General features: G+C 52.5%; 13 protein-coding genes. 7 read left to right on the forward strand and 6 right to left on the reverse strand.

Features of this window, described 5'->3' with window-relative positions:
- Positions 1-18: 18 nt before the first annotated feature.
- Genes aroC through A6X21_RS08125 form a run of 3 tightly spaced genes read left to right on the forward strand, consistent with a single transcriptional unit; the run spans position 19 to position 2114 of the window.
- The gene (gene aroC, locus A6X21_RS08115) at positions 19-1185 is read left to right on the forward strand and encodes a chorismate synthase (RefSeq protein ID WP_068847097.1); all 1167 of its coding nucleotides are present in this window, start codon (positions 19-21) and stop codon (positions 1183-1185) included.
- 30 nt (positions 1186-1215) lie between these two features.
- Positions 1216-1638 carry a secondary thiamine-phosphate synthase enzyme YjbQ gene (locus A6X21_RS08120; RefSeq protein ID WP_068847098.1) on the forward strand — a complete coding sequence of 141 codons (423 nt, stop codon included), beginning with the start codon at positions 1216-1218 and terminating at the stop codon, positions 1636-1638.
- A gap of 56 nt (positions 1639-1694) precedes the next feature.
- On the forward strand, positions 1695-2114 hold the full coding sequence (locus tag A6X21_RS08125; RefSeq protein WP_068847099.1) for a Dabb family protein: 420 nt from the start codon (positions 1695-1697) through the stop codon (positions 2112-2114).
- Between the two features lie 187 nt (positions 2115-2301).
- Here the strand turns inward: A6X21_RS08125 and A6X21_RS08130 are convergent, their stop codons facing one another.
- Complete coding sequence (locus tag A6X21_RS08130; protein WP_068847100.1) at positions 2302-4206, reverse strand: cytochrome c peroxidase; 1905 nt, start codon at positions 4204-4206, stop codon at positions 2302-2304.
- Between the two features lie 328 nt (positions 4207-4534).
- Between A6X21_RS08130 and A6X21_RS08135 the strand changes: the two genes are divergently transcribed.
- Positions 4535-5716: an acyltransferase family protein gene (locus tag A6X21_RS08135; RefSeq protein ID WP_083233460.1), complete on the forward strand. Its 1182-nt coding sequence runs from the start codon at positions 4535-4537 to the stop codon at positions 5714-5716.
- A gap of 124 nt (positions 5717-5840) precedes the next feature.
- Positions 5841-7091 (forward strand): 3-keto-disaccharide hydrolase, encoded by a 1251-nt coding sequence (locus A6X21_RS08140; protein ID WP_083233461.1) that lies wholly within the window; start codon positions 5841-5843, stop codon positions 7089-7091.
- Positions 7092-7124: 33 nt separating this feature from the next.
- Here A6X21_RS08140 and A6X21_RS08145 read toward each other — a convergent pair whose 3' ends face one another.
- From A6X21_RS08145 to A6X21_RS08155, 3 genes are all read right to left on the reverse strand, one after another.
- Entirely contained in the window at positions 7125-8510 is a 1386-nt protein-coding gene (locus tag A6X21_RS08145; protein WP_083233462.1) for a tRNA modification GTPase, read from the reverse strand.
- A gap of 147 nt (positions 8511-8657) precedes the next feature.
- The gene (gene yidC / locus A6X21_RS08150) at positions 8658-10757 is read right to left on the reverse strand and encodes a membrane protein insertase YidC (RefSeq protein WP_068847102.1); all 2100 of its coding nucleotides are present in this window, start codon (positions 10755-10757) and stop codon (positions 8658-8660) included.
- Between the two features lie 250 nt (positions 10758-11007).
- On the reverse strand, positions 11008-11751 hold the full coding sequence (locus A6X21_RS08155; protein ID WP_013109972.1) for a metallophosphoesterase family protein: 744 nt from the start codon (positions 11749-11751) through the stop codon (positions 11008-11010).
- Between the two features lie 598 nt (positions 11752-12349).
- Between A6X21_RS08155 and hflX the strand changes: the two genes are divergently transcribed.
- Both hflX and A6X21_RS08165 read left to right on the forward strand, forming a co-directional pair.
- Positions 12350-13666, forward strand: a complete 1317-nt coding sequence (gene hflX / locus A6X21_RS08160; protein WP_068847447.1) for a GTPase HflX — start codon at positions 12350-12352, stop codon at positions 13664-13666.
- A gap of 165 nt (positions 13667-13831) precedes the next feature.
- Positions 13832-14833, forward strand: a complete 1002-nt coding sequence (locus tag A6X21_RS08165) for a YdjY domain-containing protein (RefSeq protein ID WP_240490203.1) — start codon at positions 13832-13834, stop codon at positions 14831-14833.
- A 73-nt stretch (positions 14834-14906) separates the two neighbouring features.
- Here A6X21_RS08165 and A6X21_RS08170 read toward each other — a convergent pair whose 3' ends face one another.
- Entirely contained in the window at positions 14907-15563 is a 657-nt protein-coding gene (locus tag A6X21_RS08170) for an HAD family hydrolase (protein ID WP_083233463.1), read from the reverse strand.
- A 255-nt stretch (positions 15564-15818) separates the two neighbouring features.
- The gene (pyrG, locus tag A6X21_RS08175) at positions 15819-17456 is read right to left on the reverse strand and encodes a CTP synthase (protein ID WP_068847103.1); all 1638 of its coding nucleotides are present in this window, start codon (positions 17454-17456) and stop codon (positions 15819-15821) included.
- Positions 17457-17571: the final 115 nt, after the last annotated feature.

Genomic DNA, 17571 nt, shown 5'->3' on the forward strand with positions numbered 1-17571 from the left:
GTGTAAAATCCGTTGATTATGGCAGGAAACAGTTTTGGACAAGCATTTCGCATCACGACCGCTGGCGAGAGCCACGGGCCAGGGAACGTTGTCATCGTCGATGGTGTTCCCGCGGGAATTCCACTGACGGTCGATGATCTTCTGATCGATCTCAATCGCCGTCGCCCTGGGCAGAGCCACATCACCACACAGCGAGATGAAGCTGACTTGCCCGAGATTCTCGCGGGTGTCTTTGAAGGCCAGACCACTGGCACCAGTGTTGCGATCCTCATCCGTAATACCGATCAGCGAAGCAAAGATTACGGAAACATCCAGGATGTTTACCGGCCCGGTCATGCCGATTTCACCCTGGATGCCAAGTATGGATTTCGAGACTACCGGGGGGGTGGCAGGTCCAGTGCCCGAGAAACAACAGCCCGCGTCGCAGCAGGGGCGATTGCCAAAAAGCTGCTCGCCCACGCGTTGGGAGCCCAGGTAATTGGCTATGTCCATCAGGTGGGATCGATTGTCGCTGAAGTGCCTCATCCAGAGTTGGTTACATTGCAGCAGGTTGAGTATCTGGCAGATGGAACGCCGAACATTATCCGTTGCCCCGATGAAGCCAATGGCAGCCGGATGATTGCACTCATTGAAGAAGTGCGTAAGCAACAGGATTCAATTGGCGGTGCTGCCACAATTGTGGCCACTGGAATCCCTGCCGGACTCGGGGAACCGGTCTTCGATAAACTGAAAGCCGACCTCGCGAAAGCCCTCTTCAGTCTCCCTGCGGTTCTGGGTGTGGAGTACGGCGTTGGATTTGGCTGTGCCAACATGCGCGGGAGTGCCAACAACGATTACTTTGTTCCGAAAGAATCACCGTCGGCAACAAACGAAGCAACAACGGCAGCAATTCCAGCGATTGATAAAATCACCACACAGACGAATCGCCACGGTGGGATGCTGGGGGGAATATCCAGCGGTCAGGCCATCACTCTGCGTGCTGCAGTCAAGCCCACCAGCAGCCTGCCACTTGAACAGCCCACCGTGACGCGGGCCGGTGAGGCCACGACAATACGCACGAAGGGGCGGCATGATCCTTGCCTTCTGCCAAGATTCATCCCCATGGCTGAAGCGATGGTTGCGATCGTGCTGGCCGATCATTGGCTCAGGTGGTGCGGGCAGAAAAACTGGAAGCCTGCCACTTAGACCTGCCCTCCGAAGCAAGTATTGGTGCCTATGAATATCCGCCATGCTTTCATTCAGCTCGGCGCCAGACCTCGGGGCTGCCACCTGGTGACCGACGAAATCGTCTCTCAACTCGAAGCCTTGCCAAGTTCTGGCGATGGGCTCTTATTTGTGTTCATCATGCATACATCGGCCTCTTTGACGATCAACGAGAATGCTGATCGCGACGTCCGTACCGACTTCGAGATGTCGCTCAACCGACTTGTGCCTGAGAAATGGCCTTACGTCCATACACTGGAAGGAGCAGACGATATGCCTGCCCATATCAAAGCCTCACTGATGGGCTCCAGCGTGACCATTCCGGTGGTTCGTGGCCGACTAGCTCTCGGAACCTGGCAGGGAATTTATCTGTGTGAACACCGAGACCACGGTGGTTCTCGCCGCCTCTCGCTGACGCTGATGACTTCGCAATGATGGTCTAACGACGACTTGACCCGGCAATTTTCTCATCCCGATAGAAAGAAGTTTCCATGCACACAAAAGCTGTATCTGTTGCGACCTTCAAGCTCTGGAGCCTCATTGTGACAGCCGCGATGATGTCTGCCGCCATGCCTCAATCCGCCCTCAGTGAAGACGCTGCTCCACAGCTCTTGAGGCACGTTGTGCTGTTCCAGTACAAGGAAGGCACTACACCGGAACAGATTGAAGAAGTCACCAAAGCATTTGCCGGTCTTAAAGGAAAGATCAGCGAGATTGTCGATTTTGAATGTGGCACCGATGTCAGCGTTGAAGGCAAAGCCGGTGGCTTCACACATGGATATGTGGTCACCTTCAAGAGCGAGAAAGATCGCGACACTTACCTGCCACATCCAGCCCATAAAGAGTTCGTCAAACTTGTCGGGCCACGCCTGCAAAACGTGCTTGTCTTTGATTACTGGGTGAAGAAGTAATCGGTCTTATACTTTCCATGAAGAAACAGCGATCTGTGTGCCCTGCTTGCGGCTCTGGGCAAGCATGTTTTCGCGACCAACAACGCGCTGTTGTTTCCTCGAATACCGCAGACATCTTCAAAGGTGATCAGCCAACTGCAATAAGCATTCGGCTGATTACCTTTCCTTCTTTGACCGAGTGCGCTGCTTAAAGAGATTCGAGATATCGAAGTAACTGCTGCAGTTCTTCGGGAGAAAGCTTCTCGCCAGCCACCTTTTCCGGGGCATGATACTTTTCGAGGGCGTCACGCAGACTGCGCGAACGTCCATCGTGCAGAAATCGTCGCCTGAGATTCAGCCCCAGCAAACTCGGGGGATTGAATCGGAAGTCACTGTCATTTCGACTTTTCAGCCCGATCTCAAATGTATCCCCATGGACCATCTGTGGCCCCTGGTGGCAGTTGTCGCAGGCGCCTTTCCCGAAGAAAATCGCCTTACCAGCATGCCAGTCGGGATCATCCTGTGGCTGTGAACGCTCCAGAGGATTTCCCTGCCACGATGCAGGACGGAGTGTTTCAAGGTAGGCCACGAGGGCTTTCTGCTGCTCTTGAGTCGATGACTTTTCACTTTGCATGGTTTCCTCGATGGAACGCTTCATGGCGTTCTCCAGATCTCGTTGCCAGCCATGCCAGGTCCATGGGCCAGTTTCAGCCACGTGGTACAGCGTGGGTGTCAGCTTGGCTGCTCCATAGCCCCGATCGTTCTGGGTATCGAAGAGTTGTCCTGCGGTGTGACCATCGGGATGGCACGAATGGCAACTGAACCACTGATGCAGACTGTGCCTGGCATCATAGAAGATTTCTTCACCTTGCCTGGCTAAAGATTTCTCATGAGGATGGGCCCCCACAGCGATCGACAGCTCAATTATTCCCTGTTCGAGATCAACGATTTCTACAGCTTCTTTCAGACCATTGGCGACGGCAATCCGACGATCATCAAGGAACTCGAAATCCAAAGGACGGCCTGCCAGCGAAATCCGGCGGTACCTCGTCTTGTCACCAATCAGTTCTGGACGCACAAAATCGCCCGGGTCCCCAGGCATCCAGGGCAGTTCTTTGCGTTTGACAAGAATGAGCTCATGCGAGCCGCTGGCAGTGATGGCGATCCATTCACCATTTGGCGAGACGCGAGTGGCATAGGCATCGCCCACACCTTTTTGAAATTCATCAAGACCAAGCTGTTCCTGCTCGCCCAGTTCTCCCTGAGGAATTGGCATCCGTACCAGACGGTTATCGATCACCCAGCCTCGTTCGATATTGCTGAAATTGACAGGAAATCCTCGATTGATGGCACAACTGACGAGCAAAGAACCTGTTTCGGGTTCAAAAGCCATCGGGCCCAGATTGAAACCATCTGTGTAAACCTTGTGCTCACCAGCGACTTTGTGTGTCGCGAGATCGAAGACTGTCACGCGGGCCGGCACCTGCGCAGCCACCGCGAGCCACTTTCGGTCGGGAGAGATGATCACCTGCTGCGGAAGACCACCAGTTGGCAAACGCTGAAACACCTGGAAGGAATCCAGATCAACAACAGCGAGTTCATCGCTCCCCGAAACAGCCACATAAGCCAAAGGCGGACGAGATTCACTATCAATGGCCAGCCCGCAAGGTTCCAACCCGACGGGGAGTTGACGAAGGAATTCAAGCTTTCCTTCGACGACACCCATCTCGACGAGTTGGCATTTTCCTCGCAAAGTCACATAGGCCTTTTGATCGTTCAGCCACTGGATATCCCAGGGGACTCCCGCAAAAGAAATCTCAGACAGTTTCTGACCGCTTGTGAAATCCACCAGGGCCACAGAGCCCCCCGTATTTGCGACAAGTCCCAGTTTCTTGTCGGCAGACAAGGCCAGACTGCGGGGATTGCGATAGCCACCTTCGTGATCAGTCGTTGAATTTTTCGTCTCCGGACGAGGCGTACCAGCAGATGTCAGTTTCTCCTCGGCAGCCTGTACGACCGATTCACTGAATGAAGAGGATGTGCAGAACCAGAAAGCCATCGTCAACAGTAAACAAACAGCCACGCCGGCACTGCTATAAATCATCCATCGCATGGAATACGCTTTCCTCAAAGTCAGGCTGAGTCGGGCCAGACAAACGCTGCCCGTTGACAAGATTTTCTCGGCTAATCAATCAATATTATCAGTACATCAGAATTTTCGATGGATCAATGTGATTGATGACCTTGTTTTCTGAAAAACCGGGATTTCGCCAGGATCAAGTCCCTTCTCCGCCAAAACATGCGAAATCCATTATTCAACGATGAACAAGAAGTGCATATCGAGGCCAAGTGACAGAGTAGGAATCATGTCCCAAAGCTCGTCGGAATGAAGTACGATCAGGCGTCGGGACGATTTCGATTTCAGGCTTTGGAGCAGCTTTGTGACAACTTCTTCTGCCAACCCAACTCGATTGGTCTCAATTGATGCCTATCGAGGTCTGGTGATGATTCTGCTGGCTTTCAATGGGTTTGGCATTCTGGAGGCCAGTCGAAACTTTCCCGCGTCCGAAGGCTGGCAGACAGCGGGCTGGATGTTTGAACATGTCGCCTGGCGAGGCTGCTCCCTCTGGGACATGATTCAGCCATCGTTCATGTTTCTCGTTGGTGTTTCGATTCCCTGGTCATTGGCTGCTCAGAAAGCGAAAAACATCTCGACAGGGCAGGGCTGGGTGCGCGCCCTCTGGCGATCATTTCTGCTGGTCGTGTTGGGCATTTTCCTGATCTCGAACAATAAGCCCTCGACTGATTTTTCGTTTGTGAATGTTCTGACCCAGATTGGTCTGGGATACCTCGTGGTCTATGCTGTCGCCCAGTCGTCTCGACCTCTGGCTCCTTTCGTGGCGGCGGCGATCCTCGCGGCCTACTGGCTGCTGTTTGCACTCTGGCCTATTGGAAGTCAGGAGTTAGCAGCACAACTCAACCTCCCCATTGATCGTCAGCAACTGGCAGGTTTTGGTGCCCACTGGAATCAGCATTTGAATCCTGCGGCCAGCTTCGATCGCTGGTTTCTCAATCTTTTCCCGCGAGAAACACCCTTTGTATTCAATCGTGGCGGATACCAGACACTTAACTTTATTCCCTCGATCGCGACCATGTTGCTCGGCCTGGCGGCTGGTCAGACCATTCGTGAAGTCCCTGGTGCATTCCCAGCAGCCATTCGACTGGTTCTGGGTGGCGTCGTGATTGCCTTACTTGGCTGGCTGCTGGATATCACGGGTGTCTGCCCACTCGTTAAGCGCATCTGGACACCTTCATGGACACTCTGGAGCGGCGGGTTATGCCTGTCGATTCTTGGGCTCTTTCACTTTCTGACAGAAGCCCTTCAGAAGCAGATTCTCGCCTGGCCACTCACGATTGCCGGGATGAACTCAATTGTGCTCTACGTCTGCTACATGTTGCTCCGACCATGGACAGCAGCCTCGTGGGAACGCCATTTCGGGCCAAACATTTTCCTGATGGCTGGCCCGGCTCTGGCTCCCATCCTACAGGCCTGTTTCGTGGGTTTTTCGTTCTGGCTGTTTGTCTGGTGGTTGCAGAGACAAAAAGTCTTTATACGGCTCTGAAATCACTGATGTTTCAAGTAAACTCAGGCTCTGCTGAGTCGTTCGGTTCCCTCTTCCAATAACTCAGCCTCCGTTTCTCGGCCCACATACAAACCACAAACCAACCATCAAGAGAGCAACCAACGTGACACTAAGTACGCGCAATATCTCGCAAACACCTCTCCTCTCTCGACTGACATTGGCACTTCTCGTATCCAGTTTTACCTTCACCCAGCTTTCATTCGTCCACATATTGCACGCGGAAGAGCCCGCGAAAAAGCCGGCTCCCGTATTGCTTTTCGATGGTCAGACTCTTGACGGCTGGAAGAAAGTCGGGGGAGACGCCACTTATTCGATTGAGGATGGTGAGATCGTGGGCCGCGTGGGCCCAGGGCCCAACACTTTCTTGCGAACACTGGCGACCTATGGCGATTTCGAACTGAAGTATGATGTCAAACTCGATACTCCAGGCAATAGCGGAGTTCAGTTCCGCAGCCACCAGAAAGATGGTACTGGCCGGACATTTGGCTACCAGTGCGAAATTGATCCCTCACCTCGCCAGTGGACAGGTGGCATTTATGACGAATCCCGTCGCGGGTGGATCTATCCTCTCGACAAGGACGAGCAGGCCCGTAAGGCTTTCAAGATTGATGACTGGAACACGTTTGTCATAACAGCCAGAGGCCCGCACATTACGACCAGTGTGAATGGAGTGCGCTGTGCCGATCTGATCGACACAGCCGATCTGGAAGGGTTTATCGCACTCCAGGTTCACTCGGGAAAAGCAGGGCAGATTCGCTGGCGGAACATTCAATTAACACCACTGGGACAATCTGCCTGGAAGCCACTGTGGAATCAGAAGGATCTGGCTGGCTTTCGTGCGATCGGCGGTGGCGAATGGAAAGTTGCTGATGGTGAACTCGTCGGCATATCCAGCAAGGAGGAGTCTCGTCATGGTTTGTTGATCACAGAAGATGCCTTCCGGGATTTCGCAGTGCGTGTCGAGTTCAAAGCCGTCACTGGAAACAGTGGACTCTACTTCCGCTGTGTCGAGGCAGATCCGTACGGCGTCGCAGGTTTTCAGGCCGAGATTGATCCCACGAAAGATGTGGGCGGATTGTACGAAACCAATGGGAGAGCCTGGATTTTTCAGCCGAATGCCGAACAGTTAAAGAAAGCCTTCAAGCCCGGCGAGTGGAATGAAATGACTGTGGTGGCAATGGGCGAGCGAATTGTCATTCACCTCAATGGGATCAAGACCGTCGATTTTATCGACAAAGGGGGCAGGGCGGCCGGGAAAATCGCGTTACAACTCCATGGTGGGCAGGATATGGATGTTCGCTTCCGCAAGGTAGAAATCATGCGGCTAGACGACATTGCCTGCTGCACGGAATAAGCTCTGCTCGCCTGCGGATCTTTGATTTCGCGGTTATTTGCCGATACAAAATCGACTGAATATGCGGTCGAGGAGATCTTCCGTTTGTGTGGCACCGGTCATCAAGCCCAGAGCATTGATGACCTGCCGGAGATCTGCTGCGAGCAGTTCGTCGGCAGTTCCGCTTCGCGCGGCCTGGAGTGCAGAATCGAGTGCTCTGAATGCTGAACCAAGGACTTCATGGCAGCGTGCCGCTGTGGTTCCCAGCCAGAATTGCGACAAGGAATGATCGCTCGTCAGCAGTTTGCGGAGCAGACCTGCCAATTGATTCAGTCCAGTCCCATTCACGGCAGATAACGAAACCAGAGAATCTTTAGGCAGATAATGCTTCTCGGGTTCATAAAGATCGAACTTCGTGGTAATGCGGATGGCCTTGGATGTTTTTGAGGCGGCCAGATCGAAAAACTCTTGATCCTCGGCCGCTTCGGCTAGTGATAAATTGGCAGGCGAACACCAGAGGAGAAAATCACTGGCGGCCATCTGCTCTTCGCGTTGCCTTTGCGAGGCCTCAGCAATCGGATTGAGGCTCTCTTCCCAACCTGCAGTGTCAATCAAATCAAACGACAAACCTTCCCAATCGATTGACCAGAGGAGGTAATCTCTGGTTGTCCCTGCAATTGGTGAAACAAGGGCGGCATCGACATCGGAGAGACGATTCAGCAGTGTACTTTTCCCGGCATTCGGACGACCCGCCAGAACCACGCGCTTGCGGGAATTCGACGTCAATCGCGATGGTGAGCGTCCTTCGATTGATTTCAATTGGGCGAACGCTGTCTGCAATCGCTCGATGACCTGGGAACGAGGGACGAATTCGATATCTTCATCGACAAAATCAAGGCCCGCTTCGATATCAGCGAGCAGATTCAGCAGGTCATTGCGCAGATCAATCAGGGGTTGTGACACCCCGCCACTGAGCTGATTGAGCGCCACACGCAAATCGGCTTCATGACGGGCTTCAATCACGCCAAGAACTGCTTCGGCTTGAATCAGGTCGACCTTGCCATTCAGGAAAGCCCGTAAAGTGAATTCGCCTGGTTGAGCACCACGGGCACCGTGCCGAAAACATTCAGCTAACGTCGCTTCGAGTAATGGCTGGCAACCGGGTAGTGTGATTTCGGCTTGAGGCTGACCGCAATAACTGCGGTGATCTGGCCAGAAGGTTAAGCGCGCTGGAATGTGAAAACGATCTCCAGGAATCCAGATCGATCCATGAACACAGATGGCTTTCCTGGCAGCTTTCCATGTCCCAGTGGAGGCTTCAAACAACCCGCTGACGACGGTGGCTGTCTGCGGGCCGGCAAGGCGAATCGTCCCGGCGCCAGCAGCCCCTGGAGCGGTCGCAATCGCCGCAATTGTGTCACTCAGGTTCAAGTCGAGCATTCAGGAAACTACTTTCCGAAAAGCCGCTGCACCACGTTTCGATCTGACAGGCACTTCAACCAGACAAAGCTCGCCCGAGTATTTGTTTGCCGAGGCAAATTCTCTGCCTGCATCGAAAGACACTCATTTCGACAGAATCAGGATCGACTATCGGCCCTTGCCGTTTTGACTGTTCTTCGATGAAGAATTCGTTCCGGCAGATGGCATTTGACGGGCCTGCTCCGCCTGACGATCTGCCGCTTCCAAAGCCTGCTGCCAGAATTTGGCGACGGCCGATGGCTTCTTTTCTTTCACTTCGACCGGTTTGGCTGGATACCATTCGTTCATGCGATCGAAGAACCAGCGTTCGGCCATGCCCCACAGACTGGAAGTGATAAAATAAATGCACAGCCCCGCCGGCACACGATAGAACATTACTCCCATCATGACCATCATGATATTCATCATGCGGTACTGCATCGCCTGCTCTTCATCAGCAGGTGGCGGCATCAAGATCTTCTGTTGAGCGACAAACAGGATGATTGTCAAAATGGGGAGCAGATTGAATTCTGTCCATCCGAGAAACGGGACACGAAAAGGAAGCTCGAAGAGAGCATCGGGTGCCGCCAGGTTGTCGATCCACAGGAATGAGGCACGTCGCAAATCGACAGAGACACTCAACGCCCGATAAAGGGCAAAGAAAATCGGCATTTGCAATAGCACAGGCCAGCAACCCGCCAGAGGGTTGAAGCCATGCTTGCTGTAAAGTTCCAACTGTGCACGGCGGAGCCCATCGGCATCACCAGCGAACTTCTTTTGCAGCTCCTTGAGTTTTGGCTGCATCTCCTTCATCCGCTGTGCGCTTTGTGCCTGCTTGCGAGTCAGAGGCATGAGGCAGGTTCGCACAATGATCGTCAACAGGATGATGGCAATCCCGTAATTAATGCCAAGGGCATGCAGGCCATTGAGCAGTGCCAGCATCGGGATCACCAGCAGCCGAACCAATGGCTCAAGGAAAAAGAAGGGATTCCAGCCGATGTGATACTCTGTGACATCTGCTGCTCCGACTGCGGCCATCAGATGAGCACGCTTCGGGCCCGCAAAAAGCTGGAAATGATGCGTCACTTCCGCTTTCGGGCCAGCGCCTTGAGGAGCCAGTTGGATCGGCACAGAAGTCAATTCGACCGACACATCACTGAAGTGCTTCTCCTGGGCAGGATAAGTGACCTGGGATTGAACACTTTCAATCGTGCGATCCTTGATTTGATTCTCAACAGGATGCACAAGGGAGGCGAAATAAGTGGCATCGACTCCGACATACTCGATCGGACGTGTCCAGACAGAAGGCTTACCTGAGGATTCGGCATTGAGCACTTCTGTCGCCGATTGATGCGATGACTCGACAGATTCTCCATCCGGGAGAATAAACCCAACGCGAACATCACGATACTTGGTGACATTTTCCGGATTTTCCAGAGGGACACCGACAGGCCCCTGCATGGTGTATTTGACTTCGCGTGGATTCTCCGTGAGATTTCTGATGGTCAGGCTGTAATCGAGCAGATAACCTTGCCCCAGATTATCGCGTTCGGTTTTTGTCGGCTCCTTGCCAGCCAGACCCGGCACTTTGGGCAATCGATAAGCCTTCTCGAGCTGAATCGAACCATCGGGCGAAGTGAATCGAAAAGTCACACCCTCAGGGCTTTCGCTGCCAGGCACAACCTCCCAATCAATTTTCGCCAGACTCAAACCCAGTGCGGCCAACTGGCGATCAATCGCCTCAATTGTCACATCTGTGGTCTTTAATTTGAGCAGTGGATCATCTCCCACTACTTTGACGGGCTGGTTGCTGTCATCGAGAGATCGATACCGGGGATCATTCAGCTCGATCGTTTCAATAGAACCTCCGCGACTGTTCAGCTTCACGGCCAGAAAGAATGGCTCGTCCGGATCCGTTGACCCCAGCAGAATCTGTCGATTGGGGAACGACTGGAGTTTCGGTGGTTCGACAACTTTTTCTGGTGCAAGAGCCGGTGGCTGGTTGGCATCGGCGCCAGCTTTCGCAATGGCATTCGCAGGAAGTAACGCATCGGCAGGTTGAAGTTCCGCGGGCTTGGCAATATCAGCCGCCTGGTCATCTGGTGCTTTCTCAGCCAGCTTTTCAGCCTTGGGAGGAGGCGGAAAGAGCATGGGCATGACAAAACCCGACCAGCCAAAAATGACCAGGGCAGAAAGCGCGATAAAGGTCAGGAAGCGACGTTGTTCCATGGATCGACATGCCGACTATCGAGAAATTTCAGAAAGCTCACCAGAGAGCACTGCCGCGGGACAACCCTGTCACCTCGACAAAACCATGAGATGATATCGGATAATGTCCGACTGGGCACGCTCGGAAGGAAAAACACGTTCGCCTTCATCAAGCTTTACGCGAATTGCTGTCAAAGTCGGTGGTTAGCGCTGGTGTCCGTCTCAAGAATACGCGAACAGATCGTCGGCAGATCAGGGGAGAGCCCGCGATTTAACGACCATCGGCGAGACGATCACCGAGAAAGTTATCCAGATCGGGTATGTCGTAGATCTTCTTCTGCGTAATCCGGAAGTCGTATTCCACTCGACGAAAACGAACCGTATCACCATCAATGGTCACGTAGGAAGAGCGGGGATCGCTGTTTCTTGGCTGACCGACGGACCCCACATTGACCATCACCTTCTCTTGCCGCAGAACGTAATTAAAGTCAATTTCTTCTGGCGGCAGAAAGTTAAGATTCTCGGTAAAAACTCCTGGAATGTGCGTGTGCCCCTGGAAGCAGTGACGCTCAATCATGCCAAAAATCTTCTCCATCTTACGCTGATTGTAGATGTCTTCCGGGAAGACATACTCATTCAGTGGATTCCTGGCACTCCCGTGCACGAACATGAGATTCTGTTCACGGTGCACTCTCGGAAGTTCCCCCAGAAATTCCCATCGGCGATCCGCCTGAGGGCCACGCCCACTTTCTAGTTGCTTTCTCGTCCAGAAAATCGCTCTTTCGGCACTGGCATTGAAACCCATAGGGTCGAAGAGCGCCCCTTGATCGTGATTTCCCAGCAAAGAGAGTTTGCACTTGGCCATCACTCGATCGACACATTCACATGGGTTCGGACCGTAGCCCACAATGTCGCCCAGACAGTAAATCTCGGTAATTCCCTGGCTGGCAATGTCCGCAAGGACTGCCTCCAGCGCTTCCAGATTTCCGTGGATGTCGCTGAGAATGGCTTTCAAAACGAATTTCCGGTCAAAGAGTGCATGTGGTCAAATCGATGTGGAGTTAATTTCAAGTATCCGATCGCACCCTGGAAAAACTCCAGCGAAACTCGCTGATACATTCAAGTTCTCCCATGGGGCCGAAGATCATAACGACAATTCGGCCAGCAAATCCACTTCGCTAAAGATTAACAGACTTACACCACTTTGCGAGTTCAAACAACCGTACAGCACGCACCATGCGGATGTCGGTACATTCTTTCTAATCGATTTATCTTCACTCAATTCAACAACTTCAGCTCAAATCTTGAGGAGAGAAGAGTCAACCAAAATCACTCAGCCTAAGCCTATTTCCGCTCGCTCGCACTCCACTCTGAACGTGGAAAATCATTTAACAGGATGAGAAATGTTTTGAAATCACCAATTTTGCTGAACCTTTTTCAAATTCACCTGTTCCTTCCCGCGGCCGATCCAACAACTCCGAAGACAGACACTTCTGGACATTTTCAACTCGCCTGGCCAGACTCTGGTATTCTAAGGTGAACAATTAACACGTTTGTCATGTCTTTCTGAAAATCAAAGATTCGGACTTTTTCTCCCTGCTCTGGATGAACCATTGAATCAACCGCTCCGCAATGATCTTCAAACCATCAACAAAACGGCTGTTCTCGTCGCAGTCTGTTTGAACGACAATAAACGCTCGCGGGAAAACGTGCTGGATGAACTGAAGGGATTAGTCAAAACCGCCGGCGTGAAAGTCGTCGGAGAACTGGTTCAATTTCGGCAGATGGTTCATCCGGGGACCTGCCTGGGACCGGGAAAAATCGAGGAACTCAAACTCATTCTCGAAGAAACCCGGGCTGAGCTGGTGATTTTTGATAATAATCTCACCCCAGGGCAGGGTCGCCGTCTGGAGCAGGAGACAGGTCGCGTCATTGTCGATCGCAGTGAGCTGATTCTTGACATTTTCGCCACTCATGCCCGGACGGCTGAAGCTCGTCTTCAGGTCGAACTCGCGCAGCTTCAATACAATCGGACGCGACTGAAACGACTGTGGACTCACCTGGAGCGTATTGATGGTGGGATTGGTGCCAGTCGCGGCCCTGGTGAAAAACAGATTGAAACTGACCGCCGCCTGATTGATCAGCGCATCTCGGAACTGCAATCTTCACTCAAAGAAGTGGAACAGCGACGGGAAAGAATGGTCAAGCAAAGGCGCGACCATGCCCTGGTCTCACTCGTCGGATACACCAACGCCGGCAAAAGCACGCTCATGCGGGCTCTGACGGGCGAAGAGGTCTACATTGCCGACCAGTTGTTTGCCACGCTGGATACCAAAACTCGGCTCTGGAAGATTCCCGGCTGGGGCGATGCTCTCCTGAGCGATACGGTCGGTTTCGTGCGTGACCTGCCCCACTCGCTGGTCGCTTCTTTCAAGTCGACTCTGGAAGAAGCTCGTCATGCGGATCTGCTCCTGCATGTTGTCGATGCGAGTAACCCTGAAGCTGAGGCTCAGGTAGCGACTGTCGAAGCCGTATTGGAGGAAATCGGAGTTGAGCTCAAGAACTTTATCCTAGTGCTCAACAAAGCCGATCAGGTTCCTGATCGTATGGCTCTGGATCTGTTGCGCGCACGCTACGAGTGGAGTGTTTCCATCAGTGCCCGGACTGGTGATGGACTGGATCGACTTGCCCAGCTCGTCGTGGATCGATTAGGTGACGGACTCGAAAGCGTGACGGTTTCCACAGGGATTGAAGATGGTAAACTTCTCGGCTGGCTCTCTGAGCATGCCACCATCATCGATACCCATTATTCTGAAACCACAGCCACTTTCCGGTGCCGGATATCGCGCTCCATGTTGCCGCGGCTTCGCCAGCGTGGGACCATCCTGGAAGACCACCACGATCAGTCTTCACTCGAAGCGGTTGGTTAAACCCGATTCATTTGCAATTCCATAAGAAGCCTTTCGACGGCTGATTGCCGGACATGATGAATTCTTGTGTCCCCGAGGAAAACAAATACCTTAGAACACAAATTCTGTTTAGACTGTCGTCGTCGAGATCAGATCAAAAGTGTTTGCAAAGGAAGATCGATAATCATGTCAGGAAAACCGCTGGCAATAACTTCCGGCTTGTTCATCTGCCTGGCTTTCCTGGCGGGTTTCAGTTTGTTCAATGCCAACTTAGCGGTTTCACAGGTGCCGGTTGGTGATCAGAATACTGCAAAATCAGCACCTGCGGCTCAAACAAATCCAGCCACCGTCGAAAGTCAGAAGTCGGTAGAAAATTCCAACGACAAGCTCACAGCTCTCAACCCCTCAGGGACCGTCCAGGTGGACGCGGCAAACAAGCGACTGCTGGTGAAAGGCCGAGTCGTCTTGAGAGAAGGTCAGTTGGAAATGCTCGCTTGTCCCCGACAGACAAAAGAGCATGAATCGATCATTGCCGTCGATGCACCGGCACAGTTAGTCCATGCTGGCTTGCTGGCACTGGGGGCCAAAACCGGAACTGGTGTCAAATTTCAGCCCAAATTTCAGCCACCAACGGGCGAGAAACTCCTGATCAACATCTCCTGGAAAGATGCTCAAGGAAAGGATCATAAGGTTTCGGCACAAAGCTGGGTTCGAAATGCCACCCGTCGATACTTTGTTGCCTCATTGCCCAAGATCGATGAAGAACTGAAGTTTCCCGAAGAGAGTGGCCTGATCTGGGATAACCGGCAGAAAGAACTTCTCTGGTATGGTCATATGACTCAGGAAAAAAAGGCTGAACTGAAAAAGACTGTAACTGATCCACGCCTGCAGGCCTCGATCGACAAGTTCTTTAATGACTCTCAATTCGCAGAAATGAAAGCCGATTTTGTCTTTGTTGGCAGTTTGTTTGAAGCTGATCCCGACAGTGGCAAGCAACGCTACCTGGCCGATGGTGGTGACCTGATTTGCGTCGCCAATTTTTCCACAGCCACCATCGATGTGGCGACGGCCAGTACCAACACTGGTGAAGACCTCCTGTTTGAGGCTTATACTGAGCGGATTCCGCCAGTGGAGACACCCATTACGCTGGAGATCCAGTTGGCCGAAGCCACTGCACCAAAGCCGTAATTCGACAAGGCGACCAGCTCTCCGGAAGCTGAAAACTACTGAAAAACGTCGTGATTTCAGTCACGACGATCGCTCAGGTTATGCGTCTTGGCGTGTAAAAAGTTCGTACATCGATGGAAACCATCCCCGCCCTGCGGGCAGCCTCAATCCCGGGGTCGACATCCTCAAAGACGATGCATCGATCAGGAGGAACATTCAGACGTCGAGCAGCTTCCAGAAAGATCTCTGGCTCCGGCTTATGGCTCTGAACATCTTCACAGGTGACAATAGTATTGAAGAGTTTTGGTGACAGCCCAATACTCTTGAGGACTCCCAAACAGACTTCTGGCAACCCACCGGTCGCGACTGCCAGAGGAATTTTGCCGTGGTAATAGTGCACCACCTCAACCACCTGGGGGACCGGAGGAACTTCACTGAGTTTCTGCACAAAAAGTTTCTCTTTGTGCTTAACCATTGTGCCCAGATCCGTCTTGATATCAAACCGATCCAGCATGGTTTGTGCTACAATTTTTGTAGGCCAGCCCCCCATGGCGTAGAACTCATCTTCGCTCATCGTCGCGCCATAAGGTGTCAAAGTCTCCACCCAGGCCACATAGTGCATGGGCATGGAATCGCCCAAAGTCCCATCGCAATCAAAGATAATGGCATCGAACGTCAGCCCGTCAGGGATCACCGCTGGACGTTGTTTCCTCTCATTCAAATTTTCTTTCGAGTGGAGTGAAGCATCCATGACGATCTACCCTTTTAAGGCCTAATCCTGAACTCAGGTCAGAGTGCCAGTCTCACCAGAACTTTATCTGTTCGACGGGCACGAACTCAACAAAGCCGAGACTTGGCTCTGTTTTCATGATCACCACGAACATGCTTGGAAGATGACACGCCCGTCGAATTTCATGACCGCTCTATGTGTCAATCAGTTCTATGAGTTAATCCATGAAGTATGCATTCACGTTAGGCAAGACATCCTCGCAGAAATCCAATTCAACTAAGGAGTCGTTCCGGTCGTGGCAACCAGCGCTCGTTCCTGATGGCGCTGAAGTGCAGCCTTGATGAATCCATCGAACAGCGGATGAGGCGACTGGGGTTTCGACTTGAATTCCGGATGAAACTGGACGGCAGCAAACCAGGGGTGCCCGGGGAGCTCCACTGCCTCAACGAGCGACCCATCCGGACTCGTGCCCACGAGGTTCATACCTGCTGCCATGAACTGCTCGCGATACTCGGGATTGAACTCGTAGCGGTGTCGATGCCTCTCCGAAATCTCCGTACGGCCATAGAGTTTGGCCAATAACGAGCCCTCTGCAAGGCGGCATGCCTGTGCACCAAGTCGCATGGTACCGCCGCGATGAGTCACTTTCTTTTGTTCTTCAAGCAGACAGATGACGGGATGATCCGTGTCAGCCACAAACTCGGTACTGTTCGCATTCTTGTGGCCCAGCACTTCTCGGGCAAACTCGATGACCGCCACCTGCATTCCCAGGCAGATTCCGAAGTAGGGGATCTTTTGAGTGCGCGCAAAGCGAACCGCACGAATTTTGCCTTCAATCCCCCGTCGACCAAAGCCGCCGGGAACAAGAATTCCATCCACACCAGCCAGGATGGCGGCAGGATCCTGCTGTTCAAGTTCTTCAGCTTCAATCCGTTTTACGATGATTCGTGAATCATGCTTGAATCCCGCATGATCGAGCGATTCGTAAATCGACTTGTAGGCATCCCGATGTTCAATGTACTTGCCCACCACGGCAATCGTCACATCATGCTGGGGATTTCGAATCTTCTGGACGAGAACCTCCCAGCCCTCCATCTGGCGTTCACCGGCCTTCAGGCCCAGTTTTCGAACAATCAGATCGTCCAGACCATGTTCAATTAAACCCAATGGAACTTCGTAAATGGAAAATTCCGTATCCATCTCCTCGATGACTGCGTTTTTCTCCACGTTACAGAACAAACCGATTTTCTCGGCGTTGTCTCGACCCAGTGGCCGCTCGCAACGAATGATGAGGACATCTGGCTGAATACCAATCTGGCGAAGTTGCTGCACGCTGTGCTGAGTTGGTTTTGTTTTCAACTCGCGAGCCGCTTTGAGATAGGGCACCAAAGTCAGATGAATGAACAGACAGTTTTCGCGGCCGATATCGAGGGGAATCTGACGAATCGCTTCCAGAAACGGCAAACCTTCGATATCGCCAACTGTCCCACCCAGTTCCGTAATCACCACATCCACATCGGGAGCAGCGAGTTTCAAAACGGAATTCTTGATTTCATCGGTGATGTGGGGAACCACCTGTACGGTTCCCCCCAGGTACTTTCCCTGCCTCTCTTTTTCGATCACTTTGAGATAAATGCGACCAGACGTGAAATTGGAATCTCTTGTCAGAGGGCTGTGCGTAAACCGTTCGTAATGCCCCAGATCAAGGTCGGTCTCGGCACCATCATCAAGAACATAAACCTCACCATGCTGGTAAGGGCTCATGGTGCCGGGATCCACATTGATGTAAGGATCGAGCTTCTGCATCCGGACTTTCAGCCCGCGACTTTCCAGAATCGTGCCAATCGACGCAGATGTAAGCCCCTTGCCCAACGAACTGACAACACCACCGGTCACAAAAATATGCTTGGACATCCGCAAAAAAATCCTTTGGCCTCGGGCAGATCAGTCGTTTTTGATGGCTCAGCATCCATCAGCAGGATCGAAGACAGGAGCGGTCTCCGCTGATAGATTCGACTCATGCCAGATC

It is taken from the genome of Planctopirus hydrillae, assembly GCF_001707835.1.
GTDB classification, from domain to species: domain Bacteria; phylum Planctomycetota; class Planctomycetia; order Planctomycetales; family Planctomycetaceae; genus Planctopirus; species Planctopirus hydrillae.

Coding starts and splice junctions, on each gene's coding strand:
- aroC (WP_068847097.1), top strand. CDS start 19: ATGGCAGGAAACAGTTTTGGACAAGCATTTCGCATCACGACCGCTGGC.
- A6X21_RS08120 (WP_068847098.1), top strand. CDS start 1,216: ATGAATATCCGCCATGCTTTCATTCAGCTCGGCGCCAGACCTCGGGGC.
- A6X21_RS08125 (WP_068847099.1), top strand. CDS start 1,695: ATGCACACAAAAGCTGTATCTGTTGCGACCTTCAAGCTCTGGAGCCTC.
- A6X21_RS08130 (WP_068847100.1), bottom strand. CDS start 4,206: ATGCGATGGATGATTTATAGCAGTGCCGGCGTGGCTGTTTGTTTACTG.
- A6X21_RS08145 (WP_083233462.1), bottom strand. CDS start 8,510: ATGCTCGACTTGAACCTGAGTGACACAATTGCGGCGATTGCGACCGCT.
- yidC (WP_068847102.1), bottom strand. CDS start 10,757: ATGGAACAACGTCGCTTCCTGACCTTTATCGCGCTTTCTGCCCTGGTC.
- A6X21_RS08165 (WP_240490203.1), top strand. CDS start 13,832: ATGTCAGGAAAACCGCTGGCAATAACTTCCGGCTTGTTCATCTGCCTG.
- A6X21_RS08170 (WP_083233463.1), bottom strand. CDS start 15,563: ATGGATGCTTCACTCCACTCGAAAGAAAATTTGAATGAGAGGAAACAA.
- pyrG (WP_068847103.1), bottom strand. CDS start 17,456: ATGTCCAAGCATATTTTTGTGACCGGTGGTGTTGTCAGTTCGTTGGGC.